At 64.2% G+C, this 24,313-nt stretch carries 22 protein-coding genes and 1 pseudogene; 17 read left to right on the forward strand and 6 right to left on the reverse strand.

What is annotated here, in order from left to right; genetic code table 11:
- Nucleotides 1-11 precede the first annotated feature (11 nt).
- Nucleotides 12-1,949 (reverse strand): asparagine synthase (glutamine-hydrolyzing), encoded by a 1,938-nt coding sequence (asnB, locus tag AB4099_RS10385; protein WP_441477991.1) that lies wholly within the window; start codon nt 1,947-1,949, stop codon nt 12-14.
- 499 nt (nt 1,950-2,448) lie between these two features.
- Here asnB and AB4099_RS10390 point away from each other — a divergent pair.
- The 8 genes and pseudogenes from AB4099_RS10390 to AB4099_RS10425 all read left to right on the forward strand — a co-directional run.
- Nucleotides 2,449-3,831, forward strand: a pseudogene (locus tag AB4099_RS10390) (GumC family protein); the annotation flags it as partial.
- Nucleotides 3,832-3,840: 9 nt separating this feature from the next.
- On the forward strand, nt 3,841-5,172 hold the full coding sequence (locus AB4099_RS10395) for an O-antigen ligase family protein (RefSeq protein WP_441477992.1): 1,332 nt from the start codon (nt 3,841-3,843) through the stop codon (nt 5,170-5,172).
- Nucleotides 5,165-5,926, forward strand: a complete 762-nt coding sequence (locus AB4099_RS10400; RefSeq protein ID WP_441477993.1) for a polysaccharide deacetylase family protein — start codon at nt 5,165-5,167, stop codon at nt 5,924-5,926. Before AB4099_RS10395 ends, AB4099_RS10400 begins: the two co-directional genes overlap by 8 nt.
- Nucleotides 5,927-5,937: 11 nt before the next feature.
- Nucleotides 5,938-7,182 carry a glycosyltransferase family 4 protein gene (locus AB4099_RS10405; RefSeq protein WP_441477994.1) on the forward strand — a complete coding sequence of 415 codons (1,245 nt, stop codon included), beginning with the start codon at nt 5,938-5,940 and terminating at the stop codon, nt 7,180-7,182.
- 298 nt (nt 7,183-7,480) lie between these two features.
- On the forward strand, nt 7,481-8,608 hold the full coding sequence (locus AB4099_RS10410; protein WP_441478062.1) for a glycosyltransferase family 4 protein: 1,128 nt from the start codon (nt 7,481-7,483) through the stop codon (nt 8,606-8,608).
- A gap of 76 nt (nt 8,609-8,684) precedes the next feature.
- Entirely contained in the window at nt 8,685-9,062 is a 378-nt protein-coding gene (locus tag AB4099_RS10415) for a VanZ family protein (protein ID WP_441477995.1), read from the forward strand.
- Between the two features lie 69 nt (nt 9,063-9,131).
- Entirely contained in the window at nt 9,132-9,908 is a 777-nt protein-coding gene (locus AB4099_RS10420) for a bestrophin-like domain (protein WP_441477996.1), read from the forward strand.
- A 127-nt stretch (nt 9,909-10,035) separates the two neighbouring features.
- The gene (locus AB4099_RS10425; RefSeq protein ID WP_069881005.1) at nt 10,036-10,326 is read left to right on the forward strand and encodes a GYD domain-containing protein; all 291 of its coding nucleotides are present in this window, start codon (nt 10,036-10,038) and stop codon (nt 10,324-10,326) included.
- A gap of 24 nt (nt 10,327-10,350) precedes the next feature.
- On the opposite strand, the gene hpaR is transcribed toward AB4099_RS10425, so the two are convergent.
- Nucleotides 10,351-10,848 (reverse strand): homoprotocatechuate degradation operon regulator HpaR, encoded by a 498-nt coding sequence (gene hpaR / locus AB4099_RS10430; RefSeq protein WP_113516636.1) that lies wholly within the window; start codon nt 10,846-10,848, stop codon nt 10,351-10,353.
- 219 nt (nt 10,849-11,067) lie between these two features.
- Between hpaR and AB4099_RS10435 the strand changes: the two genes are divergently transcribed.
- The 6 genes from AB4099_RS10435 to AB4099_RS10460 all read left to right on the forward strand — a co-directional run bounded on the left by AB4099_RS10435 (nt 11,068) and on the right by AB4099_RS10460 (nt 16,534).
- Nucleotides 11,068-11,466: a 5-carboxymethyl-2-hydroxymuconate Delta-isomerase gene (locus AB4099_RS10435; RefSeq protein ID WP_441477997.1), complete on the forward strand. Its 399-nt coding sequence runs from the start codon at nt 11,068-11,070 to the stop codon at nt 11,464-11,466.
- A complete protein-coding gene (gene hpaE / locus AB4099_RS10440; protein ID WP_441477998.1) occupies nt 11,463-13,013 on the forward strand; it encodes a 5-carboxymethyl-2-hydroxymuconate semialdehyde dehydrogenase in 1,551 nt (516 codons plus the stop codon). Before AB4099_RS10435 ends, hpaE begins: the two co-directional genes overlap by 4 nt.
- Before the next feature lie 124 nt (nt 13,014-13,137).
- A complete protein-coding gene (gene hpaD / locus AB4099_RS10445; RefSeq protein ID WP_441477999.1) occupies nt 13,138-14,118 on the forward strand; it encodes a 3,4-dihydroxyphenylacetate 2,3-dioxygenase in 981 nt (326 codons plus the stop codon).
- Between the two features lie 78 nt (nt 14,119-14,196).
- Nucleotides 14,197-15,831, forward strand: coding sequence for a thiamine pyrophosphate-dependent enzyme (locus AB4099_RS10450; protein ID WP_441478000.1), 1,635 nt, complete (start codon nt 14,197-14,199; stop codon nt 15,829-15,831).
- A gap of 131 nt (nt 15,832-15,962) precedes the next feature.
- Nucleotides 15,963-16,286: a c-type cytochrome gene (locus tag AB4099_RS10455; protein WP_441478001.1), complete on the forward strand. Its 324-nt coding sequence runs from the start codon at nt 15,963-15,965 to the stop codon at nt 16,284-16,286.
- Between the two features lie 80 nt (nt 16,287-16,366).
- On the forward strand, nt 16,367-16,534 hold the full coding sequence (locus AB4099_RS10460) for a hypothetical protein (protein WP_441478002.1): 168 nt from the start codon (nt 16,367-16,369) through the stop codon (nt 16,532-16,534).
- An 8-nt stretch (nt 16,535-16,542) separates the two neighbouring features.
- Here AB4099_RS10460 and AB4099_RS10465 read toward each other — a convergent pair whose 3' ends face one another.
- The gene (locus AB4099_RS10465; protein ID WP_441478003.1) at nt 16,543-17,727 is read right to left on the reverse strand and encodes an ROK family protein; all 1,185 of its coding nucleotides are present in this window, start codon (nt 17,725-17,727) and stop codon (nt 16,543-16,545) included.
- 118 nt (nt 17,728-17,845) lie between these two features.
- Between AB4099_RS10465 and AB4099_RS10470 the strand changes: the two genes are divergently transcribed.
- The 3 genes from AB4099_RS10470 to AB4099_RS10480 are packed head-to-tail and all read left to right on the forward strand — an operon-like array spanning nt 17,846 to nt 20,873.
- The gene (locus AB4099_RS10470; RefSeq protein ID WP_441478004.1) at nt 17,846-18,589 is read left to right on the forward strand and encodes a glucosamine-6-phosphate deaminase; all 744 of its coding nucleotides are present in this window, start codon (nt 17,846-17,848) and stop codon (nt 18,587-18,589) included.
- 20 nt (nt 18,590-18,609) lie between these two features.
- Nucleotides 18,610-19,641, forward strand: a complete 1,032-nt coding sequence (locus AB4099_RS10475) for an N-acetylglucosamine-6-phosphate deacetylase (protein ID WP_441478005.1) — start codon at nt 18,610-18,612, stop codon at nt 19,639-19,641.
- Between the two features lie 38 nt (nt 19,642-19,679).
- Nucleotides 19,680-20,873 carry an ABC transporter substrate-binding protein gene (locus AB4099_RS10480; protein WP_113519045.1) on the forward strand — a complete coding sequence of 398 codons (1,194 nt, stop codon included), beginning with the start codon at nt 19,680-19,682 and terminating at the stop codon, nt 20,871-20,873.
- A 192-nt stretch (nt 20,874-21,065) separates the two neighbouring features.
- Here AB4099_RS10480 and AB4099_RS10485 read toward each other — a convergent pair whose 3' ends face one another.
- From AB4099_RS10485 to AB4099_RS10495, 3 genes are read right to left on the reverse strand one after another with little or no spacing between them, the layout of a single operon-like run.
- Entirely contained in the window at nt 21,066-22,070 is a 1,005-nt protein-coding gene (locus tag AB4099_RS10485; protein ID WP_441478006.1) for a Gfo/Idh/MocA family protein, read from the reverse strand.
- Nucleotides 22,067-23,095 carry a Gfo/Idh/MocA family protein gene (locus tag AB4099_RS10490; RefSeq protein WP_441478063.1) on the reverse strand — a complete coding sequence of 343 codons (1,029 nt, stop codon included), beginning with the start codon at nt 23,093-23,095 and terminating at the stop codon, nt 22,067-22,069. The genes AB4099_RS10485 and AB4099_RS10490 overlap by 4 nt, the downstream gene beginning before the upstream one ends.
- A gap of 1 nt (nt 23,096) precedes the next feature.
- On the reverse strand, nt 23,097-24,287 hold the full coding sequence (locus AB4099_RS10495; protein WP_441478007.1) for an extracellular solute-binding protein: 1,191 nt from the start codon (nt 24,285-24,287) through the stop codon (nt 23,097-23,099).
- Between the last annotated feature and the right edge of the window lie 26 nt (nt 24,288-24,313).

The raw sequence follows: 24,313 nt of genomic DNA on the forward strand, positions 1-24,313 counted from the left end.
TCCTGGCCGGTTCAGGCGGCCTCTGATCTGCGGCCGCTCGTGCCGGTGAATGTCTGCAGCCAGAGCTGCGTCGAGAGGATGCCGACAAAGGCTGCGTTGTCGCGAAAGCCGGAGGCCGGGCGCGTGCTGCATTTCTCATGCAACTTTGCCACGGCCTTGGGATTGAACAGGCCGCCGGCTGCGACCTGCGCCTCGCCCATGGCGGCCTGGACATAATCGGCGGCGCCCGCACCGACGAAGGAGTGACTGTCCGGCGCGCGATAGGGCTGCTTTGCCCGTCGACTGATCGAGGGCGGCAGGAGGTCCTTGGTCGCCTCGCGCAGGATGTGCTTCTCGACAAGCCCCTTCAGCTTCATCTCGGGGGGAAGCCCGGCGGCGAACTCGACCAGTTGATGGTCGAGGAAGGGGAAGCGCCCCTCGATGCCATGGGCCATCGCCATGCGGTCGCCCTGGCTGGACAGGATATAGCCGGGGAGCAGGAAGCGGGCTTCGAGATATTGCGCCTGATGCAAGGGGTGCCAGCGGCTGAAGGCTTCGGGCAGTCGCGACACCAGTTCCTCGGCTGCGTCGTAGCCCGAGAGCGTGGTGCGCAGGTCGCCCGAGAAGAACAGCTTCGTCGCCGCCGTGCCGTCGAACCGCGGCCGATGCGAGAACAGCGGATCGTCGAGTGCCGCGCCGCCCGCCCCGAAGAACGATGCGAGATATTCTGCGGATTGTTGCCTGAGGCCTGGCAGATAGGGATAGAGCTTGCGAAACAGATGCGGCCTGATCCGGGAGCCGGGCTGCCTGCCGCAGAAGCGCCGAACCCGCGCCTCCTTGAAGATGTCATAGCCGGCAAAGACCTCGTCCGCGCCTTCACCCGTCAGCACCACTTTCAGCCCCGCCTCGCGCACAAGGCCGGACAGCTTGAAAAGTGGGGCGGGCGCGGTTCTGAGGATCGGCCGCTCGGTGAAACGGATCACATCGGGAAAGACCGCGGCGATATCGCCCTCGCCGCAAGCGACGGAACTGTGCTGCGTCCCGAGCGCCCGGGCCATTTCCATCTGGAAGGCGCTCTCGTCATGTTCGGCGCTGTCAAAGGTGACGGAAAAGGTCCTGAGGCCGCCAGGCGCCATGCCCGCCGCAAGCGCGGAGGTGATCGAGGAATCGAGCCCACCTGAGAGATAGGAGCCGACCGGGACATCGGCCCGCATGCGAATACGGGTTGCCTCGGTCAGCAGGGCGCGCAGCTCCTCTGCCGCGGCGCGTTCGTCCGTGTGCCGGGATGGCGCATCCCGATCGGGATAGTCCAGGCTCCAATAGGGCCGCGTCGAGACGCTGCCCTCCTGGACGATCATGAGATGCGCGGGTTCCAGTTCGAAGATGTCGCGGAAGGCCGTGCGCGGCGCGATCGGCGCCCATAATGTGAAGATCTGGTCGAGAGCGAGGGGATCAATCTCTGCGCTGACGCCGGGGACCTGAAGAAGCGCCTTGACCTCCGAGCCGAAATAGAACCGGCCATCCTGCCTCGTATAGAACAGCGGCCGGACGCCCATGCGGTCCCGGGCCAGAACCATGCGGCGGCGCCGGCCATCCCAGAGCGCGAAGGCGAAATCACCATTGAGGACGGACAGACAATCCTCTCCCATCTCCTCGTAGAGATGCAGGATCACCTCGGTGTCGCTCGATGTCCGGAAGCGGTGCCCCTTTGCGCGCAGCTGCTCGCGCAGTTCGACATAGTTGAAGATCTCGCCGTTGAAGGCGATCGTCAGCTCACCCGCCGCATCGGACATCGGTTGCTGGCCATCCCCAAGGCCGACGATCGACAGCCGTGCATGCCCGAGGCCTGCGTCCTTGGTGGTGAAGAGCCCTCGCTCGTCTGGGCCGCGATGCGCGATCGCAGCCGTCATCCGTTCAAGGAGTTCCCTCCCATCCCGGACCGCGCCGAAATAGCCCCCAAATCCGCACATACCGAGATGCTTCCAGGTCCTTCGTGTCCCCTTGGACTTATAGCCAATCAGGGGCGAGCATACGTTAACGCTTGGGGATATCCATGCGAATGGTAAATTTCGAAGCGTCCGCCAAGACCCCAAGTTCTTGATTAGACTTCGGATCAAGGCCGAAGATTGCACTCTCGCGGGGCCGATGACGCAGATGAACTTTGCCTCGGGATTGAGGGCCGGGCTGCCACTCCCGGAGCGGGGTGTTCTTCTCGCGATTAACGTAAAATTCAGGGCCGGAGCATACCCCTAGGGCATGTTTACGGGGGATAGGCGCGTCTCTTCCGTCTAGAGTTGCGTGCTGAGGGCGAAGCGGATGTACGGGCCGAAGGAGTCGGAGCAGCGACAAACGCCTCTGCCGACAGGCCATTCCCGGATTCGCTCAGAATCGCTGCGCGATGATGCAGCTACATCTCCCGGCTCACACTCCTCGCCGTCGAGCCGGAGGCAGGGCTCGTTCGGAAGCGGAAGTCCGGTTGCCCGTCTCCGCCTACTCGCCGATGTCGGGGCCGACGATATCCTCGTCTGGCTGCGGCAGGGAATAGGCTTGATCGTTGCCGCCATCATCATCTGCGTCGCTGCGGCGCTGGTCTATGCGGTCACGACGCCGCCTCGCTATACCGTCTACACCGACATCCTGATTGATCCCTCGAACCTGAACGTCGTCCGGGACGATGTCTTCACGAGCAATCCGCAGCGTGATGCACAACTGCTCGAGGTCGAGAGCAAGCTCAGGGTCCTAACCTCGCGCAACGTCCTGGCTCGGGTCATCGACCGGCTCGACCTGACCAACGACCCGGAGTTCGTGCAACCTGGTTATCTGTCGGCGCTCAGGAGCCTGATCTCGTCCAGGGATACCAATCAGGACAATCGCCTTGCCGTGATGCGTGCGTTGGCCGAACGGGTCGAGGCGCGGCGCGAGGAGCGCTCCTTCGTCGTGGTCATGAAGCTCTGGGCGGAAGATCCCGAGAAGGCTGTCGCGATATCCAACGCGATTGTCGAAGCCTTCGAGGCCGAGCTTTTCCAGTCAGCGGCCGAAAGCGCCGGCCGGGTAGTGAAGAACCTCAATAACCGCCTGGACGAACTGCGCCGCAACGTGACCGAAGCGGAGCGGAGGGTCGAGGATTTTCGGCGCGCGAAGGGGCTGCAGTCCAATAATGGCGAGCTCGTCAGCACGCGGCTTTCGGGCGAGCTGAATACGCAGGTTCTGGATGCGCAGCAGCGCTTCATCCAGGCGGAATCGCGCTACAGGCAGATGAGCGCGGCGATCGCGGAACGGCGGGCAGCCAGCGCGTCAATCTTCGATTCCGCGACCATGACGAGCCTGCGGGCGCAATATAATACGCTGCAGCAGCAGATCGGGTCGATCAGGGCGACCTTTGGCGCACGACATCCGCAGCTGATTACCGCGCTATCCGAGCAGCAGGTGCTCGAGGGCGCCCTGTCCCGCGAAGCACGCCGCATCCTGGAAGGCGCGAAGGCTGACTTCAACAGGGAACAGACGACGCTCAGAATGCTGCAGGACAAGGCGGGTGATGGCAAATCGAACGTCTTCACCGACAACGACGCCGAGGTGCAGCTGCGCGACCTGCAGCGCGATGCACGCGCCAAGGCTGCGATCTACGAAACCCACCTGGCGCGTGCCCAGCAGATCGGTGAGCGCCAGCAGATCGACACCAGCAATGTCCGTGTCATCTCGTCGCCGATGCCGCCAAAGGCGCGCAGCTGGCCGCCGCGTACGTTGATCCTGCTGGCGGCAGCCGCCATGCTGGGCCTCATGCTCGGCATTGCGGCAGCCCTGACGCGTGGAGCCTGGACCTATATCCGTGATCCGCAGCCTGCAGCTGCTTGAGCGACGGCCATGGGGAGCGCCGCCAAGGGGGAGGCTGATCGAGGAGAGAGGCTGAGGGAGACCGTCGGCACCGCCCTGTTCATGGCGATCTTCCTGTTCTTCTGGATTTCCCTCAATCCTTTCGTCGACCTGACCGGCGAGGCCGTGCTGGACCCGAGCGCCGGCAACTCCAATCTGATGAACCAGATCGTGTCGCTGCTGCTGTTCGCAGGCACGCTCGCCTACGGTTTGCTTCATCCGATGCGCAGCATCATCCTGCAGCCGCGCGTGCTGCTGGGCCTGCTGTTCGCCTGGTTCTTCCTTGTTTCGCTGATCTCGACCTACCCCATGCTCGGGATCAAGGGCACCGTTCTGGCCGTCATGGTGACCATCAACGCCAGCGTCTATCTGCTGCTGCCAGCCTCCGAGAGGCATTTTGCCAAGATGCTGGGTATCGGCACCCTCATCATGCTGGGGGTCAGCTATTACGGTATCCTGTTCAAGCCGCTTCTGGCGATCCACCAGGCGTCCGAGCTGCGCGAGCCGATGAATGCCGGTTTGTGGCGCGGGCATTTCCCGCACAAGAACAGCGCTGCAGCGGCGATGGTGGTCGCGGCATTCTTCGGCCTCTTCGTCATGAATGCCTGGTCGCGGATTGCGGGCATGACGATCCTGTTCCTGTCGTTCCTCTTCCTGATCAATACCGGTGGCAAGACCTCGACGGCCATGCTGCCGGCTATCCTTCTTCTCGCATGGGTCTTCGAGAAGGTTCGCTTCCTGCGCATTCCGATCGTCATCGGCGGCGTTGGGCTGTTCAACGTCTTCGCGATCGGGGCCGCGGTCTTCAGGCCGCTGGGCGATTTCATCAATGAACTCGGGATCGATGCCACCTTTACCAACCGCGCCGATATCTGGCGCTTTGCCGTCTCCGAACTCGCAGACCGGCCACTGACAGGATACGGCTTCAAGGGCTTTTGGCAGACATCGGAGCTTGTCCACAGCGGCGGCTCGGTCGAAACTTGGGCGGTTGCCGCGGCAAACGGGCACAATTCCTATCTGGACGTCGCATTGATGACGGGAATCCCTGGGCTTTTGCTGACGCTGGTCTGGCTCATCGTCCTGCCGCTCCGAAATATTTCACGGCTGGAATCCGACGCCGAGCACTCGCATCTGACCCGGCTTTTCACCCGCATCTGGCTCTACGCCATCTTCAATGCCGGCCTCGAGAGCCTGTTCTTCGAAGGTGGCAACTCGCTTTGGTTCACCTTGCTGTTCGCGCTCTACGGCCTGTCCCTGCAGGCTTCGGCCGCGCTGGCGCCGGAGCCCCGGACCAGATCGGAAAGGGCCGTCGCGCATGCCTAGTGTATCCAAACAGCTCGGAGCCAAGCTCGACAGTCTGAGCAATCGCCTGATCTGGGGGCTTGCAGGGTCCAGGCGCCACCTGGAGACGGAGACCCCGCTGGTCTCCTTCACCTTCGACGATGTTCCAGATTCGGCCCGCAGCGAAGGAGCCGCGATCCTCGAGAAATACGGGGTGCATGGCACGTTCTACATCGCCGGAGGACTTGCCGGGCAGGTCGAGCCGGGCCGGGTGCTGATCGTCCCGGAAGGATGCCGGGATCTGGCCGAACGCGGTCACGAAATCGGCTGCCACACCTTCTCGCATCGCAGAATCCGCGACATTCCCGGCGCCGAACTGCCGCGCGACCTGGACCGCAATGCCGCCTATCTCGCGCAGGCCGGCATTTCCGCGAAGCCGGCCAATTTCGCCTTTCCATACAATGCGGCATGGCCGCTGGCGCGCCGCGAGTTTCGCCGGCGCTTCCGCACTTGCCGCGGGGCCGGTGAAGCGATCAATCGCGGTACGGTCGATCCCCTGATGCTCAAGGCCGTCGAGATTCGCCAGCCCGATCCGGAGGCACGCGCCCTGACAAGCTGGATCGACGAGGTCGTCGACATGCCCGGCTGGCTCGTCTTCTTCACGCATGACATCGCACCAGACCCAACCCCCTATGGCTGCACGCCGGGCACATTCGAGCATCTGGTGCGTCACGCGGTCGAGCGCGGATGCGCGGTCCTGCCTGTCGATCGCATGCTGGATCGGATCGGCTGGTGAGGAGCCGCGACGTGGCAAAGCCCCAACCTGCTCGGAAACGCCTGCTGGCGATCAATAACTATTTCTACCGCCGCGGCGGGGCGGAGGCGGTCTTCTTCGACCACATGACCATGTTCGAAAGGATCGGCTGGGATGTCGTTCCCTTTGCCATGCAGCATGAGAGCAATGAGCCCTCGCCATGGTCAGGCTATTTCGTCTCGGAAATCGAATATGGTCGCCGGACGAGCCCGTTGCGAAAGGTCGTCCAGGCGGCCAGCATCATCTATTCGCTCGAAGCGCAGCGGAATATCGCGCGACTGATCGAGCAGGCGCGCCCCTCGGTCGCCCACGCCCATAACGTCTACCACCACCTCTCCCCGGCGATCTTCGCGACCTTGAAGTCGGCTGGAATTCCCGTGGTGATGACGGCGCATGACCTGAAGCTGGCTTGTCCGTCCTACAAGATGCTGCGCGACGGAAAAATCTGCGAGGATTGCCGCGGCGGCCATATCTACAATGTCCTGCGCCATCGCTGCATCAAGGGATCCGTGCCGTACAGCACCCTGGTCCTCGCGGAAACGCTGGTGCATCGCTCGCTCGGCCTCTACCGGGACAAGCTCGACCGCATCGTCGTTCCCAGCTGCTTCTATCTGGAGAAGCTGGTCGAATGGGGCTGGCCCCGCGAGCAGCTGGAATACATACCGAATTTCGTCGATGTCGAGCGTTACCGTAGCGACTGGGAGGAGGGCGATTATTTCGTCTTCGCCGGCCGCCTCGCGCCCGAGAAGGGGCTTGCGACATTGATCGAGGCCGTCGCTCTCTCGAAGCAGCGGCTCATCGTGGCCGGCACTGGGCCGGATGACGCAGCCCTTCGCCAGTTCGCCGACGAAACCGGCGCGGATGTGAGCTTCGTGGGGCACCTGTCAGGGCAGGACCTGCACCGCCTGATCGGACAATCCCGAGCGCTGGTACTGCCCTCCGAATGGTACGAAAACGCGCCGATCAGTATCCTGGAAGCCTATGCGCTGGGACGTCCCGTTGTGGGCGCCGCCATCGGCGGCATCCCGGAGATGATCCAGGAGAGAGAAACCGGAATGCTGGTGACCTCGGGAGACGCGCAGGATCTCGCGCAGAAACTGGCAGATCTGGCCGCGCTCCCGGCGGCCGAGCGAGCGCGGATGGGAGCGGCGGGGCGGAAATGGATCGCAGCGGACTTCTCCGCCGCCGCCTTTCGCGACCGGACACTGAGCCTCTATGCCGCGCTCGGGGCCGCCTGAAAACCACGAAGAAAAAAGTGACGTAAAGGTTAATAAATGGAAAACACACAGAGTGTGGGGCTGTCTATTGCGGATGCCCGCCCGCGTTCTGTAAAATTGGTCGAAATCAGGTAGAGGGATTTTCCAGAACGCTGGGTTCCACTCTTTACCTTCCCAAGAGCAATCTCTCCGAGGTCTGGCGCCGAGCTGAAAGCGGGATCGTCTTCAGCATTGTCGTTCAAGACCGGCCGGGCAGCAATCGGCGGAGGCGTCATTGACCAGTCTTCCCTTCGAGGTGCCTCCCGCACGGCCGGTGACTATGGCAAATCAGGATATTCCACGGCGCGTCATTTTCCTCGGACTCCGCGGCATCCCCAATGTTCAGGGCGGCGTCGAGAAACATGTCGAGATGCTGGCCGGCGAGATGGCCGCATGCGGCTGGAACGTTGAAGTCATCGGCCGACACCGCTACCTGCCGTCTGTGCCGTCTCCCGCGAACGGCATCCGTGTCTTCTCGCTCTGGGCGCCCCGCAAGATGGCGCTGGAGGCCATCGTCCATACCTTCCTGGGCGTCTGTTTCGCGGCGGTGCGCCGGCCGGACATCCTGCACATTCATGCGGTGGGCCCGGCACTGATGGTGCCTCTCGCCCGTCTCCTGGGCATGAAGGTGGTGGTTACCCATCACGGCTACGATTACGACAGGCAGAAATGGGGCGGCGTTGCCCGGCGTGCGCTGAAGCTTGGCGAATATCTCGGCATGCGCCTGTCCCATGGACGGATCGCGGTCTCGAGCCAGGTCGCCCAGAGCATGAGCTCCAAGTACGATACTCCGGTCAGCTTCGTGCCGAATGGCGTGGCTATCTCCCGGGGCACGCATCAGACCGGTATCCTGGCGGAGTTTGGCCTGCAGCCCAAGCGCTATGTCCTGCTTGCCGCCCGCCTTGTTCCTGAGAAGCGGCAAACGGACCTGATCGAAGCCTTTGCGAGGAGCGGGCAGTCTGACCTTCGCCTGGTCCTGGCAGGTGGGGCGGAGTTTGAAACCGCCTATTCCCTGCAGGTCAGGGAGATGGCCCAGGCCGTGCCCGGCGTCGTCTTGACCGGCTTCCAGTCCGGCGACAGGCTTGCCGAACTCTTCGCCAATGCCGCGCTCTTCGTCCTGCCGTCGAGCCATGAGGGGATGCCGATCGCGCTCCTGGAGGCCATGGCGTCCGGCCTCCCGGTGCTCGCCAGCAATATCGCCGCGAACCAGGAGCTTGGCCTGCCTCCGGAGGATTACTTTCCGCTTGGGGATGTCGATGCGCTCGCGGCCGCGATGATGACAAAGATCGCCAATCCGCTCAGCGAGGAACAGGCCCGCTCCCAGATCAAGCGGGTGGAGCTGGCCTATAGCTGGCAGAACGTCACCCAGAAGACGCTGGAGGTCTATCGGGCGCTGCTGGCGAAATAGGCGGGCTTCCATTGTGAGCGAGAGCGCGCGATAGAGCGCTCGCAGCTCGCCGCCCACAGCCAGAGATCGACGGACCATGACATTCAGGAGAGTTCTACGCGCTCTGGCATGGTTCACGCTCGCCTTCATCGCTTACGCAACCTTGTCCGCGATAGAACTGCGTCCGAGAATCGGCGACGCCGTTCATCTCGAGCGGTTCGGCGCATTCGGGCTCTTGGGTTTCCTGTTCGCCACCGCCTACTCCAGGCGGATTGGGATCGTACTCCTGCTGACCGTCGGGATCGCGATAGGGTTGGAGCTCTTCCAGATGCTGTCACCCGACAGGCATGCCCGGCTGGGAGATGCGCTGGTCAAGATCGCCGGAGGCGTGAGCGGTGTCGCGGCGAGTTGGCTGTCTGCCCGCCTGCTGCCGGGGCTCACAGCCTACCTGGATCGTGAGCGACTCAGGGGGTAGGCGTCTCGCTGCACCCGCGGCAGCGCCCACCAGCATGCTATCGTTGTTGTGAGGAGGGTGATGCTCTCGATGATACAACTGATCGCAGCCTATTCGGACGCAGTGATCCTGATCATCTGCGGATTGTCGACGGCGGTACTGGGGGTACTGCTCGCCTCCATTGCCCGTCGCCTTTGGTTTGCCCGGCCTCGGGACGCTGTCGACGAGCCCAACAAGCTCGCCGAGGTCGTTCATGGCAGTCTGCTGGCCTTCTCGGTTTTCGTGCTCGCCCTGATGCTTGCGGATGTCCGTGTAAATCTGGCGCGAGCTGATGATGCGGTCTCGCGTGAGGGCTCCTATATCGCGCGCCTCGATCGCGATCTCGCGAGTCTCGACGGGAGCGAGCCCGAGGCGGCGCGGAAGGCCCTGCGAGATTATGTCGGTGCCGTGACCCGCGATGAGTGGCATTCCCTCTCGACAGAGGATGCGGGGCTTTCTGCAACGGCTGATCGTGCGCTCGCTGCGTTGGTCCTGCAGGTGCGCAAGGTTGCGGCGGGGTATCCGGATTCGGCCTCCTCGCTGCGCGGATTGCTGGACAGACTGGAGGACTATCGCCAGGGCCGGCTCGAAGCTGCAACGAAGAGCGTGCCGGGGATTTTCTGGTGGATGATCCTGGTCTTTCTGCTCGGTGCGATGCTGATGAACGGCCGCTTTTACCTGAACCCTGCAGCGATTGCCCTGATCGCCACGCATATGGGCGCAATCGGCATGGTGCTCGGCCTCATCATCATCATGGACGAACCGTTCAGAGGCGAAACGAGCATTTCATCGGCCCGGGTGAGCCAGGCCATCAAGAGCTCGCAATAGGCAAGGCGCTCCCAGGCGGTCCTGGACGCGCGTCTCGCAAGGCAGGCACGCTTTTCCCCCAGGTACAGATCGACTGGCGTCTCCGGCCGTGGTGCATTGTGCCGGGGCTCAAAGGGAGGAGCGCGTCATGGCTACCTATGTCGTCCTCGCGAACTTCACCGATCAAGGCATCCGCAACGTCAATGACAGCGTCAAACGCCTGGAGGCATTCCGGGAGATGGCGAAATCCAAGGGGATCACCGTCAAGGACGCCTATTACACGCTCGGCAAGTATGACGTCCTTGTCACCGTGGACGCTCCCGACGAGATGAGCGCCACTGCGCTCAGTCTTGCCGTTGCCAAGCTGGGCAACATCCGCAACCAGACGATGCGGGCTTTCACCCCGGCCGAGATGACCACGATCCTCGGCAAGGTCTGAGCAGGCGTGAGCGCAGCGCGTCCGTCAGCTCGCGCTGCGCTTTCGCTTCAGAGGGATTCGCCGCTTCTTCCGGGTGGTTTCCAGAGGTGGGGGCGGTTTGCCCACGCTCTCGTCATGGGGCGCGACTGCGCTGGCCACGTCCTCCAGTTCGCGCAGCAAGGCCTGCAGAGTCGCGAGCTTCTCGTCGCCAAAGCGGCTGGTGATGTCGTGGTAGATCGCTTCCGAGACCGGCGTGACCGTTTCGATCAAACTGGCGCCGGCCGGGCTGATTGAGATGATGGCGCGACGCAGGTCACGCTGATCGGCCGCTCGCGTGATGAGGTGTCTCGCTTCGAGATCGACGAGGATCCGCGACAGGCTCGGCGCGAGCAGGAAGGTTGCGCGCGCAAGATCGGTCACTTCCAGGCTGGGCACTGAGTTCAGCGCCCGTAGCACCCGCCATTGCTGCTCCGTGATTTCATACTGCCGCAGCGACGGGCGAAAGCAGCGCATCACCGCCTCGCGCGCCCGCAACAGCGACATCGGCAGCGATTTCGAGAAATGGCGAAGATGGACGCGCGTCCCACCTTGCGAGGGATCATCCGGGGGTGGTGCGGGGCTTCTCAAACGTGATCCCTTCCGGAGCGGCTGACGCAGGATCAGAGCAATGCAACCATTCTAGCGGTTTTTTTGCGGCGATAATCGCTTGCTCGAATTAATTTAACACGTTAATTTAATTTCGAACACGAGACGGGTGCGCGGATGCCGCATATCATCGTCGAATATTCGGCCAATCTTGAGCCGGCGCTGTCGCTCCGCCGGCTGGTCGACGAATTGCACGCAACAGCGCTCGCAACCGGGGTTTTTCCCATTGGCGGCCTGCGGACGCGGGCCGAACGCCGCGATATCTTCGCGATTGCCGATGGCGATCCTACCCATGGCTTTGTTGCCGTTCTGGCTCGGATCGGGGAGGGCCGGGATGCCGCGACGCGCCGGCGGGTCGCCGAAGCGCTGATGGCGACGCTCGAAGCGCAAACCGCAGACCTGTTCAGCAAGATCGGGCTCGGTCTCACGGTCGAGGTCCAGGAGATCGACGGGACGGCCTCGATCAAGACAAACAATCTGCATGAACGCCTCGCACGCAAGGGAGGCCTCGCATGAACCGGGCCATCGATCCGAAACTCGCCAGCAATCTGATGGGGGCCGAGCGCGCCATGGCGCGTTTCCTCGCCGGCGGGGTCGTTCCGCATGTCATTGCCGGAGAGCGCGTGCTCTCCGCCACGAGCGCCACCTTCGAAACGCTCGATCCGACCACCAACGAGCATCAATGCACCGTCGCCTCCGGTGGTGCAGCGGAGATCGACCGTGCTGCCCGCGCTGCCGAGGCGGCCTTCAAGGTCTGGCGCGATGTTCCAGGTGCGACGCGTCGCAAAATCCTGCATGCGATCGCAGATGCGATCGAGGCGCGAGCCGAGGAGATCGCCTTCGTCGAGAGTTGCGATACGGGCCAGCCGATCCGCTACATGGCCAAGGCTGCGCTGCGCGGCGCCGAGAATTTTCGCTTCTACGCCGATCGCGCCACCGAGGCGGGCAACGGGCTTTCGCTGCCCGATACCGACCATATCAACTACACCATCCGCCAACCGATCGGCCCCGTGGGCGTGATCACGCCGTGGAATACGCCTTTCATGCTGTCGACCTGGAAGATCGCGCCGGCACTCGCGGCCGGCTGCACGGTCGTCCATAAGCCGGCCGAGTGGTCACCGCTCTCCGCGGTCATCCTGACCGAGATCATGGATGAGGTGATCCGTGACCATGGATTGCCGGCAGGCGTCGTCAATCTGGTGCACGGACTGGGCGAAGAGGCTGGCAAGGCCCTGACCGAGCATCCCGCGATCCGGGCGATCGCCTTCGTCGGCGAGACCACGACCGGCTCGCACATCATGGCTCAGGGCGCAAAAACGCTGAAACGCGTGCATTTCGAACTCGGCGGCAAGAACCCGGTGATCGTCTTCGACGATGCCGACCTGGACCGCGCTCTCGATGCCGTGCTGTTCATGATCTACTCGCTGAATGGCGAACGCTGCACGTCGTCCTCGCGCGCGCTGGTCCAGCGCTCGATCTATGACAGCTTCAGCGAAAGAGTCGCCGAGCGTGTCCGGCGTATCAAAATCGGCCACCCGCTCGATGCGGCAACCGAGATCGGGCCATTGATCCACCCGCGTCATGCCGAAAAGGTCCTGTCCTACCCTGCGCTCGCGCGAGAGGGCGGGGCACGCGTCGCCTGCGGCGGCGGGCGGGCGATGGAGGGGGCCGGCAATTATGTCGAGCCGACGCTCTATGTCGACGCTGCAGCTGGAATGCGGATCGCCCAGGAGGAGATCTTTGGCCCAGTCCTGACCATGATTCCCTTCGAAGACGAGGCCGATGCGGTTCGGATCGCCAATGATGTCCGCTACGGGCTCGCCGGCTATCTCTGGACCCGTGATATCGGCCGCGCGCACCGTGTCGCTCGCGATCTCGAAGCCGGCATGATCTGGGTGAACTCCGAGAATGTGCGGCATTTGCCGACCCCGTTCGGAGGCATCAAGAATTCCGGCATCGGCCGTGACGGCGGCGACTATTCCTTCGATTTCTACATGGAGACGAAGAACATCGCGGTCGCCTATGACAGCCACAAGGTCCCAAAGCTCGGGCTCGGAGGCTGACCGGTAACGGGACGGATCGAAGCGGGAACGGCGGCCGTGGTCGCAGCCGTGCCACCGGCTTCACAGCATCAAGGCCTCGAAAAGCAGGCCGGCACCAGGAATAAGATACCAAGGAGGAAGCTCTATGCCTGTCCCGCAGCCGGTATTGAATCCGCCCTTTCAGGTGGTGCGGCTCAATCACGTCGTCCTGACCGTGAGCGACCTGGCGGCTTCGCGAGCCTTCTGGTCCGATACGCTCGGGCTGCAGGTGACGGACGAGAGCCAGACCCGCCTCTACATGCGTGCGATGGAGGAACGTGGACACCATTGCATCGTCTTGGAGAAGGGTGAAAGCCCGGTCGCAAAGGTGCTCGGCTTCAAGGTTTTTTCGGAAGAGGATCTGGACAAGGCACATCATTTCTTTCGGGCGAACGGCCTGCCGGCCCGGTTTGTCGAGGAGCCGTTCCAGGGCCGCACGCTCAGGACCGTCGACCCGCTCGGCGTCCCGCTGGAGTTCTATTTCAGCATGGACAAGCTTCCGTCGGTTCATCAGAAATACGCACTCTACAAGGGCGTGAAGCCGCTCCGGATCGACCATTTCAACTGCTTCTCCGACAATGTCGACGCGTCCGTCGCGTTCTATAACGCGATCGGATTCCGAACGACCGAATACACGGTGAACGAGGATGGCAGCCGGCTCTGGGCGGCTTGGATGCACCGCAAGGGCGGCGTTCACGACATGGCCTTCACCCATGGGGTTGGGCCGCGCCTCCACCATGTTGCCTTCTGGGTGCCGACGCCGCTCAACATCATCGACCTGCTCGATCTGATGGCGACCACCGGCTATGTCACCAATATCGAGCGCGGCCCGGGGCGGCACGGCATCTCGAATGCCTTCTTCCTCTATATCCGCGACCCTGACGGTCATCGGATCGAGATTTATTGCTCGGACTACCAGACGGTCGACCCCGACCACGAACCGATCCGTTGGGATCTGCGCGATCCGCAGCGCCAGACCCTCTGGGGCGCGCCGGCACCGCGCTCCTGGTTCGAGGAGGGCACGCACTTCGCTGAGACGCCGGTGCGCCAACCCTCTTTCCAGGCGTCCCCGATCATCGCTGCGTGAGTTCGCGAGGCGCGGGGACTCCACTCAGGTTGATGTCCTGGCCCATTGGGCCAGTCTGCAGGACAAGGTGAGGCGGATATGGTGAGAGCGACTGGCGGCGAGGGACTTGTGTCCGGGCTGATCGATCATGGCATCGATACGGTGTTCGGCCTTCCCGGGGCACAGATCTACGGCCTGTTCGACGCGCTCGAGCGCAACAAGGACAGGATCGCGACCATCGGCGCGCGTCACGAGCAGGCCTGCGGCTACATGGCCTTTGGCTATGCGCGGGCCACCGGTCGGCCCTCCGTCTGCACCGTCGTGCCCGGCCCCGGCATCCTGAATGCAGGGGCGGCCCTGTTGACGGCCTTCGGCGGCAACGAGCCGGTGCTCTGCCTGACAGGGCAGGTGCCAACGCCCTTCCTCGATCGCGGTCGCGGGCACCTGCACGAGATGCCGGACCAGCTTGCGACCCTGCGCGGCTTCACCAAATGGGCCGAGCGTGTCGAGCATCCCGCACTGGCGCCGACCGCCGTATCCCGTGCCTTCCAGGCGATGCTCTCGGGACGGCGCGGTCCGGCGGCGCTGGAAATGCCCTGGAACGTCTTCACGCAGCAGGCGGAAATGCCGGTCGCGTCCGTGCTCGATCCCTCGCCGCCGCCGCCCATTGACGCCGATGCGATTGACCGCGCCGCGAGACTGATCTCGGAGGCGAAGGCGCCGATGATCTTCGTCGGCAGCGGCGCGTTCGATGCCGCGGATGACATCCTGCAACTGGCCGAACTGATCGATGCGCCGGTCATCGCCTTCCGCAGCGGTCGCGGCATCCTGTCGAATGACCATGAACTCGGCCTCACCATGGCTGCGGCCTATGAGCTTTGGCCCCAGACTGACCTGCTGATCGGGATCGGTACGCGCCTGGAGCTGCCGGGCTGGCGCTGGTCGCACACGCCGCCGAACCTGAAATCGGTTCGCATCGACATCGATCCGGTCGAGATGCGCCGCTCCGTTCCCGATGTCGCGATCCTGGCCGATGCCCGTGCGGCCACGGCTGCGCTCACCAAGGCCGCTGGACGGCTGCCGCAGAGCCGCCCCGGCCGTCGCGCGGTGATTACGGAGGCGACCGCGACAGCTGAAGCCAAGATCCAGGCGATCCAACCGCAAATGGCCTATTTGCAGGTCCTGCGCGAGGTCTTGCCGAGGGACGGCATCGTCACCGACGAACTGTCACAGGTCGGCTTTGCTTCCTGGTACGGCTTCAAGGTCTATGAGCCCAGGACCTATTTGTCCTCCGGCTATCAGGGCACGCTCGGCTCCGGCTTCCCGACCGCGCTTGGCGCGAAAGTGGCCCGGCCGGATCGGCCCGTGGTTGCGATCACCGGCGACGGTGGCTTCATGTTCGCTGTCCAGGAACTGGCGACGGCCGTGCAGTATGGCATCGGCGTCGTCACGCTGGTCTTCAACAACAGCTCCTATGGCAATGTTCGGCGCGACCAGCTGACGGGCTTCGAGGGCCGGCTGATCGGGTCGGATCTGGTCAACCCTGACTTCGTTCAGCTCGCTCGGTCCTTCGGGGTCGAGGCCGTTCGGGTCGACACACCCGAAGCCTTCCGCCCTGTGCTGGAGAAGGCGCTGGCCGATGATCGGCCGGCGTTGATCGAGATCACGATTCCGCGCGGCACTGAGGCAAGCCCTTGGCCGTTCATCCATCCGGCGCCACCGGCGACGCGGTAGCGCGCCTGGAGGCGCGAGCCAGTGCGGACCCAGCGCATTTCAGGGCGAGGGCTTCCGCGATCTTAACGCTTACCGTGCGACAGGCTCGCCATGGCTTTGCGGCGAAGGCTGCGATGGGAGGAGCCTCGATCATGAGCTGGTTCAGATTTGGCTTGGGGATGACGGCGGCGGCCTCGCTCACGGTGGCCGGGTTGATGATGGTTGCACCGGTGGCGTCCGAGCCGCGGACATCCCCGCTCGATGATTGTGCTGCCTGCCACGGCGCAGATGGCATTGCCCGCGACACCGAAGTGCCCCATCTGGCGGGGCAGAATGAGCGCTATCTCTTCAACCAGATGATGGCCTTTCGCACCGGCAAGCGGGCTCACAAGGAGATGCGCTACATGGCGCGGCATATGTCGGTGAACGAGATTGCGGCGATTGCGGCCTATTATGCCGCGCTGCCGCCGCGTTAGCGGAACATCCGCGCCGATTTTTGGGTTATAATCAGGTTGGGTCAGCCTCTTTCATGACCCGGACGTAGCGCGGGGCTGTCATGAAACAACCGATCGTAATTCATACCGACGAGGATTATGAGCAAGCTCAGCTGCGTGTTGCGGAGCTTCAGACTGCCCCCGATACCAGCACCAAGGAACAGGAACTGCATGCGCTCGCCGAGGCGATGCTCGCCTGGGAATTGCGGCGCGAAACCGCTGAGGATTGACGCAAAGGTCAGGATCCCTGCAGGAGCCCTGCGAGCGCCTTGCTGAGCAGCGGCGTCGCCGCTCCGTGGACTTCATAGTGCCGGCTCGAGCGGTCGCTGACGAGTTCAGGCATCATCAACCCGTGCATTGTTCCCTCGGCCCTGAACAACCCGTCGAAATGCGCCCATAGCTGCGCATTGGCGACGAACGGGCCGGTCACGATGATCCGGGTCGGAAAGAGCAGGCGGCTTGCATTGGCGAGTGCGCGCGCCAGCAAGCGTGCAGCTGTGTCGATCTCGGGCAGGCTGGTCAGGTCGCAGCGCGCCAGTTGCCGGTAGAGGCGGTTCTCGTCCTCCGCGAGATCGGGCCAACGCCGGCGCAGTTCTGGCAGGAGCGACCAAAGCGCTGCGCCGGTTTCCAGGCAGGCGGTGTTGCCGCAGCCGCAACGGCGGCCATCGAGCGCGGCGAAGCGCCAGTGCCCGACTTCTCCGAAAGAGCCGCCGGGCGGCGCAAGCGAGCGTCCGCCGATGGCGTAGCCGAGCCCGATGCCCCAACCCCAGTGCAGCAGGAGCGCGCCGTCCGAGAACTGCTCGGAATCCTGCGCCATGCGCGCGCGCAACTCGGCGTCGAGATTGCGGCAGACCACGACGGGCCCGACCGTTTCCCCGAGCGCGATACCGACATCGAGGCCGCGCAGGTTCGGCCAGCGCGACGACATCAGCCATTGCTTGCGCCTGAGATCGAGCAGGCCCGAGAGCGACACGGCCGTGCCGGCATGCTCCATGCCGCGCGGCATGGCCGCAAGCAGGTTCGCGCCAAGCGTCGCCATCACGCCTGCGACAACGCCGTTATCCGCCTTCGAGGCAATTTCGACTACGCGTTCCTCGAGCAACTGGCCATCGAGATCGACCAAGGCACCGACCAGCGATTGGCTCGCGACATAGATCACGGAAGCGCCGATGCGGCGTGGATTGGCAATGAGAAGGCCGGCCGGACGGCCGCGGCCGGCTTTCTGCCCCGCGGTTTCCAGCAGCAGGCGGCGCTCCACCAGATCGCCGACGAGGCGCGATGTCGTGGTCGAGCGCAGCCCGAGCGCGGCGCCGATCTCAGGCCGGGAATGGGCTTGGCCGCGTGCGACGAGTGTAAAGGCGCGGGCGCGGTCGCTGCCGTGTCCGTCGGAGAACAGCATCTGGTCGATGGCTGGCAGTGTCATGGGCATCCATATTTTAGAACCTAACGGTTCCGAAATTGAGATTGCATTTTACAGAGGCGCTCATAAGCTCGATCTGAGAATTTTGAAACAATTTGCTCTGTCCGGGTTCAGAAATAGCATGATCGATATCAACATCGTCGCCGACAAGCAGACCCTCGGCGTTCAGGCTGCGGCCCGTGGTGCTGCGGCCATTCGCGAAGCACAGGCGCGTCACGGCCATGCGACGATCATCGTCGCGACCGGGGCCAGCCAGTTCGAGATGCTGAACCATCTCGTCATTGCCGAGGGCATCGACTGGTCGAAGGTCACCGCCTTCCATCTCGACGAGTATGTCGGTCTCGGCCAGGAGCATCCGGCGAGCTTCCGTCGCTATCTGCAGGAGCGCTTTGTCGCCCCGCTGGGTGGCAAGGTCGAGTTCATCCCGGTCGATGGCGAGGGTGATGCCGAGCAGGAGGCGCGCCGGCTCGGCGAACTGATCGCGGGACGACGCATCGATGTCTGCTTCGCCGGCTTCGGCGAGAACTGCCATCTTGCCTTCAACGACCCTCCGGCCGATTTCGAGACGGACGAGCCCTACATCGTGGTCAAGCTCGATGATGCCTGCCGCCAGCAGCAGTTCGGCGAAGGCTGGTTCCCGAGCCTCGAAGCGGTGCCGGAGCGCGCCATCTCGATGAGCGTCCGCCAGATCCTGAAGAGCGAGTTGATCGTCCTTTCGGTGCCGGACGAGCGCAAGGCGAAGGCCACGCGCGACGCGCTGGAAGGTCCGGTGAGCCCGCTCTACCCCGCCTCGATCCTTCAGACCCACAAGAACACGGTGCTGTTCCTCGATCCGCCAGCGGCCTCCCTGCTCAAGCGCGGCTGATGGTGGGAAAGAGCGCGATCATGCTGACGGCCGGCCTCGTCGATCTCCAGGTCAACGGCTTTGCGGCCGTCGACTTCAATTCAGGCGTGGTGACGGCGGCCGAGATCGACCGGGCGCTGGAGGCGATGCTTCGGACGGGCGTGACCTTTTGCCTGCCGACAGTGATCACCGCCCATCCGCATGAACTGGTACAGCGCCTGCGCGCGCTTGATGCCGCGATCTCGGCGAGCCGGCTCGGCCCACTGATGTGCCCGGGCTACCATCTCGAAGGGCCCTTCTTGAATCCGGCTGACGGCTATTCCGGCTGTCACCCGGCCGCCGCGATGACCGCCGCCGATCCCGGCCTGGTCGATCGCCTCGAAGCAGGGCTCGACCGGCCGATCCTGATGGTGACGGTCGCCCCCGAGGTCGAGGCCGTGCCGGCCCTGATCGCGGCACTGCATGGCCAGGGCAGGATCGTCGCTCTCGGCCATACAGCGGCTGACTTCGATCAGGTCGCGGCCGCGGCAACAGCGGGCGCGACCCTCTCCACCCATCTCGGCAACGGCATGCCGCAGGTCACGCACAAGCTCGCCAATGCGATCTTCGCGCAGCTTGCCGAAGACGGGCTTTGGGCAAGTTTCATTGCCGACGGCATCCATGTCCATCCCAAGGCCCTGAAATCTCTGTTGCGCGCCAAAGGACTTGGCCATTCGATCCTTGTGACCGACGCGGTTTCGGCCGCAGCGGCGGAGCCCGGCAACTATCCCTTCGCCGGCATGAGCGTGGAGCGGAAGGCCGACGGCTCCGTGCGCCAGCCGGGAAGCGTCTCGCTCGCCGGCTCGGCGCTCTGCCTCGATCAGGGGGTGCGCAATATCGTGGCCTGGGGCCTGGCGGCGCCTGAGGAGGCGGTCGCGATGGCCTCGAGCCATCCGCTGGCGGCGCTTGAGCCAGCCTTGCGGGCGAGGGGGCTGGTGTTGCCACTGAGCGAGGTCGAGTGGTCCGCTGATCTCGCCGTGCAGCGCGTGCGCATCGGACCCGAGGAACGCCGCTACGACGCGGGCAAGATCTAGACAACCCAACGATCAGCCTAACCAAAGAGGGAGAGACCATGAGCAAGGATTTCACGGGGATTGACCGCCGCACCGTGCTGGGCGGCCTGGCCGCGATGGCGACGGGAGCGCCAGCGGCCTTTGCGGCTTCGCCGCCGCTGCCGACCTCGCCAGTCGGCATCAACATCATCGATGTCGGCGGTGCGCTGGCCTTGATGCAGAAGGCGTTCGAGGATTATCGCGCGGCCAATCCGAAGCTGGTCTCGCGCATCACCTTCGTGAAGGCGCCGGCACCGGAACTCGCCAGCAAAATCAAGGCGCAGCAGGAGGCCGGCCGCGCCGATCTCGATCTCGTGCTGACCGGCAGCGACGGCCTTGCAGCGGGCCTCGAACAGAAGCTCTGGCTCAAGATCCTGCCCGACTTCGCCGACAAATTCCCGAATATCGAGGAGAACTACGAGCCGGCCGCGCTCAACCTGCACCGAGCGCAGGGCGACGGCTTTGGCGTCGTGGTCAACTACTACCCCTCCGGCCCGCTGCTCGAATATGCACCGGAGCGCGTCAAGAACGTGCCGACCACGGCCGACGAGCTGCTCGCCTGGGCCAAGGCCAATCCCGGCAAGTTCATGTATGCGCGCCCGACCAATTCCGGACCGGGCCGCACCTTCATGATGGGCCTGCCGTATATCCTCGGCGACAAGGATCCGCAGGATCCGGTCGGCGGCTGGGACAAGACCTGGGCCTATCTGCAGGAGCTTGGCCAGTACATCGACTACTATCCGGCTGGCACCGGCGCGACGATGAAGGAGTTCGGCGAGGGCTCGCGCGACATCATCATCTCGACCACCGGTTGGGACATCAACCCGCGCGCGCTCGGCATCGTGCCGAAATCGGCGATGATCGGCACGCTGAAGGGCTTCCACTGGGTTTCGGACGCCTTCTTCATGTGCGTACCGAAGGGCGTCCCGAACGATCGCCTCGCCGTGGTACTCGATCTGATGGCCTATGTGCTGACGCCGAAGGCCCAAGCCTATGCCTATGACGAGGGCTATCTCTATCCGGGCCCGGCGGTGAAGAACGTGCCGCTGTCGCTGGCCCCGGAGAGCAGCCAGAAGGTGATCGCCGAATTCGGCCGGCCGGAATATGCCGACCTGATTGCCAAGAACCCGATCGAGCTGCCCTTGAAGCCCGACAAGATGGTCGTGGCCTTCCGCAAATGGGACGAAATGGTCGGCGCCAAGCGCGCCCGCTGAGCGTCGCGGTCAAACGCGAGGTCCGGGACACGACGGTCCCGGACACAACAGGGACACCCCGGGCGCCCTCAGGGCGGCCCGGGATCCAGATCTGCTCTTCTTGCGAGATATGCCGCCGACATGGTTCCCGGATCTCCGCTTCGCGGCGTCCGGGATGCCATGATGGGTCGACAGGCCGTTATATGCGCGGCCTCAGCGTCTCGCGGCCGCGAGGATGTCATCGACGACGCGTTGGGATGCCAGCGCCTCGCTGCCCGTCACCACGGGATCGCGGCCGGTCGATATCGCATCCAGGAAATCGGCAATCACCGCGCGGTGCGCATCATGGGGGAAATCCATGATATTGGCGCCGCTGCCCGTGCTGCCCTCCGCCTCCACGATCTCCTTGCGGCCGTCGAGGAAGGAGAGGCTAAGCGTGCCGCCAATCAATGTCGCGAAGCCCTGGGTCCCGATGATCTCGATGCGCTCGGGATGGCCGGGATAGGCGGCGGTCGTCGTCATCAGCGTGCCCGGTGCGCCATTGCCGAGCTCGAGCAGCGCCGAGGCGAAATCCTCGGTCTCCATGCGGTGCAGCTTCGTGGTCCGCGCCTGCGCCGCGACCACTTGGGACACACCCACCAAAGAGCGGAACAGGTCGAGCGAGTGGATCGCCTGGGTCAGGAGCACGCCGCCACCGTCACGCGCCAGCGTGCCGCGGCCGGGCTCGTCGTAATAGGCCTGCGGACGCCACCACGGCACGCTGAGGAAAGCGGCCTCGACGGTTCCGAGTTCGCCGGCGGCCAGTGCAGCCTTGAGGCGCAGGCTCGCAGGCCGGAATCGGTGCTGCAGCACGACCCCGAAGACTTTGCCGGCACGGCGCGCGGCTTCGACCAGCGCCTCGCCGCGTGCGACCGTCAACTCCAGCGGCTTCTCGACCAGCACATGCTTGCCATTCTCGAAGCAGCGCGCGGAGACGTCGAGATGACTGCTCGGCGGCGTCAGCACAATGACGGCCTCGACCGCTGGATCAGCCAGCACGGCATCGAGATCGGTCGTCACCGGAAAGGCGAACTGCTTGGCGTAGGCCCCGGCTCGCTCTGCCGAGCGACTGACCGCCCAGCGTACATCGACCCTCTCTGCGAGGTCGATCAGGCTGCGGGAATGCGGCAGGGAAGCTGGCCCGAGGCCGACGATGGCAATGCCGATCTTGCGGGTCACGAAGCAGTCCTTTCGCTCGTGCGGGCGGGCAGCCGCACGGCCTTTGCCTGCGCTTCCAGCGCCAGCCGGCAGACCGTGAAGGCGTGTTGCTGGGACATCGCGGTCTCCGTCCTGTCTCCGATATCGGCGACCAGATTGCGGAAATAGGTCAGCGGCTCGCCGGAGGCATCGATATGGCGGGTGCCCTTGCCGTCGACGAGGAAGAGATGGTCGGTGCCCGGCCGGCCGGCGATATCGACATATTTGCGCAGCTCGATCGTGCCTTCCGTCCCGAGGATGGTCAGCCGCCCGTCGCCCCAGGTTGGAAGCCCGTCGGCGGTGAACCAGTCGACGCGGATATAGCCGCCGGCTTGCGGGCTGCGCAGCAGGATCTCCCCGAAATCCTCGAAATCCGGCAGCTCCGCGCCACCGAAATGGCCCGTTCCCGACGCAACGATGTCGGCATCGCGCGAACCGGTGAAGTGCAGGAACTGGTCGATCTGGTGCGAGGCGATATCGGTGAGAATGCCGCCGAAAGCGCTCGTCTCGAAGAACCATGACGGCCGGATCGCCCGGTTGAGGCGATGCGGGCCGACACCCAGGGTCTGTACCACCCGCCCGATCGCACCGTCGGCGATGAGCTTGGCGGCGATGATCGTCGAGGGCACCAAGAACCGCTCGGAGAAGCAGATCGAGAAGATCCGCCCGGTCCGGGCGACCGTCGCCTCGACATCGGCAAGCTGCTGGAATGTCGTCACGCCCGGCTTGTCGACCATGACGTCCTTGCCGGCCTGCATGGCCCGGATCGCGATCGCGGCGCGCTCCGAGGGAATGGCTGCGCAGGCGACGAGATCGATCGAGGGATCGTCGATCAGCCGGTCGGCATCCATGGCCTGGAGCTGCGGAAAGCGCTCGCGGAACCCCACAAGGACACGCTCGTCGCTGGTGCGCGGGTCGAAGCCGGCGCAGACAGCGCCGGCTTCGAGGAGACCTTCGACCATGTTGTAGATATGGCGGTGGTCGAGGCCGATGGCGGCAAAGCGCATGCTATTGGGGTGCTCCGTGGCCAACGCCGATCTCCTGGTCCCAGCGCCGGAAGGCGGCGACGAGCCGTTCCGGAGTCAGAGGCGGGCGGGTCGGCAGCTTGGCGATCAACTCGTCATAATGGGCGCGCCCGAATTCCTTGATGACGTCGCGGCTTTCCTGCGGCGCCATGGCGAGCGTCACGCCCTTCACGGCCGGGCCGGGATAGAAATAGCCCTTGTCATAAGTCGCGGCCTGCGGCTCGGGCTTCAGCATGAACGACATCAGTGCCAAGATGACGGCGACCTTGGCCTCCGGCACGCCCTTGGGAATGCACATGAACTGGGTGTCGGGAATCCAGTGGGTGTTCTCCAGCGCAAAGACCTCGGCCTCCTTCGGCACGATGCCGAGCACGCGCGGGTTGATGTCCCAGCCGAGCGTCGAGACGATGACGTCGCGCGTGCCCTCGCCGAGTTCCTTCATCGTCGCGGCCGTGCCACCGGGATAGTAGTCGATGCCGGTGCCGAGCTCCTTGAGATAGGCCCAGGTCTTGTCCCAGCCATTCATCGGATCGCTCGGATCCTTGTCGCCGAGGATGTAGGGCATACCCTGGAGGAAGGTCCAGCCGGGACCGGAATTCAGCGGGCGGGCATAGGTGAAGCGCTTGGGGTTGGCTTTTACATAGGCCAGCAGCTCGGCAGCCGTCTTGGGCACGGTCTTCAGCCGGGCCGGGATGTATTCGAAGAGCGGTCCCGATGGCGAATAGACGACCGCAACCCCTTCGTTCTGACCGAAGTTGCGCTGCATCATCAGCGCCTGCTCGTGATAGACCTCCTCGGCCTTCGGCAATTGCGACGGGTAGGACTTCCAGACGTCGATCCACAGTCCTTGCTGGATGCCGTCCGACATCGCGCCCGGCCCGGTCAGCACGAGGTCGAGATCGACGCGATTGGCCTGCTGCTGCGCCTTGAGCTTCGCCGGCAGCTCCGGCGAGGGCGCCCGCGAGAAATTCACCCGCGAGATCAGCTTTGGGTTTTCCCTGGCGAAGCGTTCGATCGAGGCTTGGGTCAGCTGCAGGTTGCCGGCGACATCGATGATGTTCAGCGCAACCGGGCTGGAAGGCAGGGGCAGGCCTTGGGCGAAGGCGCCTGTCGCCTGGAGAGCGGCAAGGCTGGCTGCTCCATGCAGCACGCCGCGGCGTGTGAATTCGGTCATGGTCTCTCCCTGGATAGGCCTGCTAT

This window comes from Allobosea sp. 2KB_26, assembly GCF_052115715.1.
Classification (GTDB): domain Bacteria; phylum Pseudomonadota; class Alphaproteobacteria; order Rhizobiales; family Beijerinckiaceae; genus Allobosea.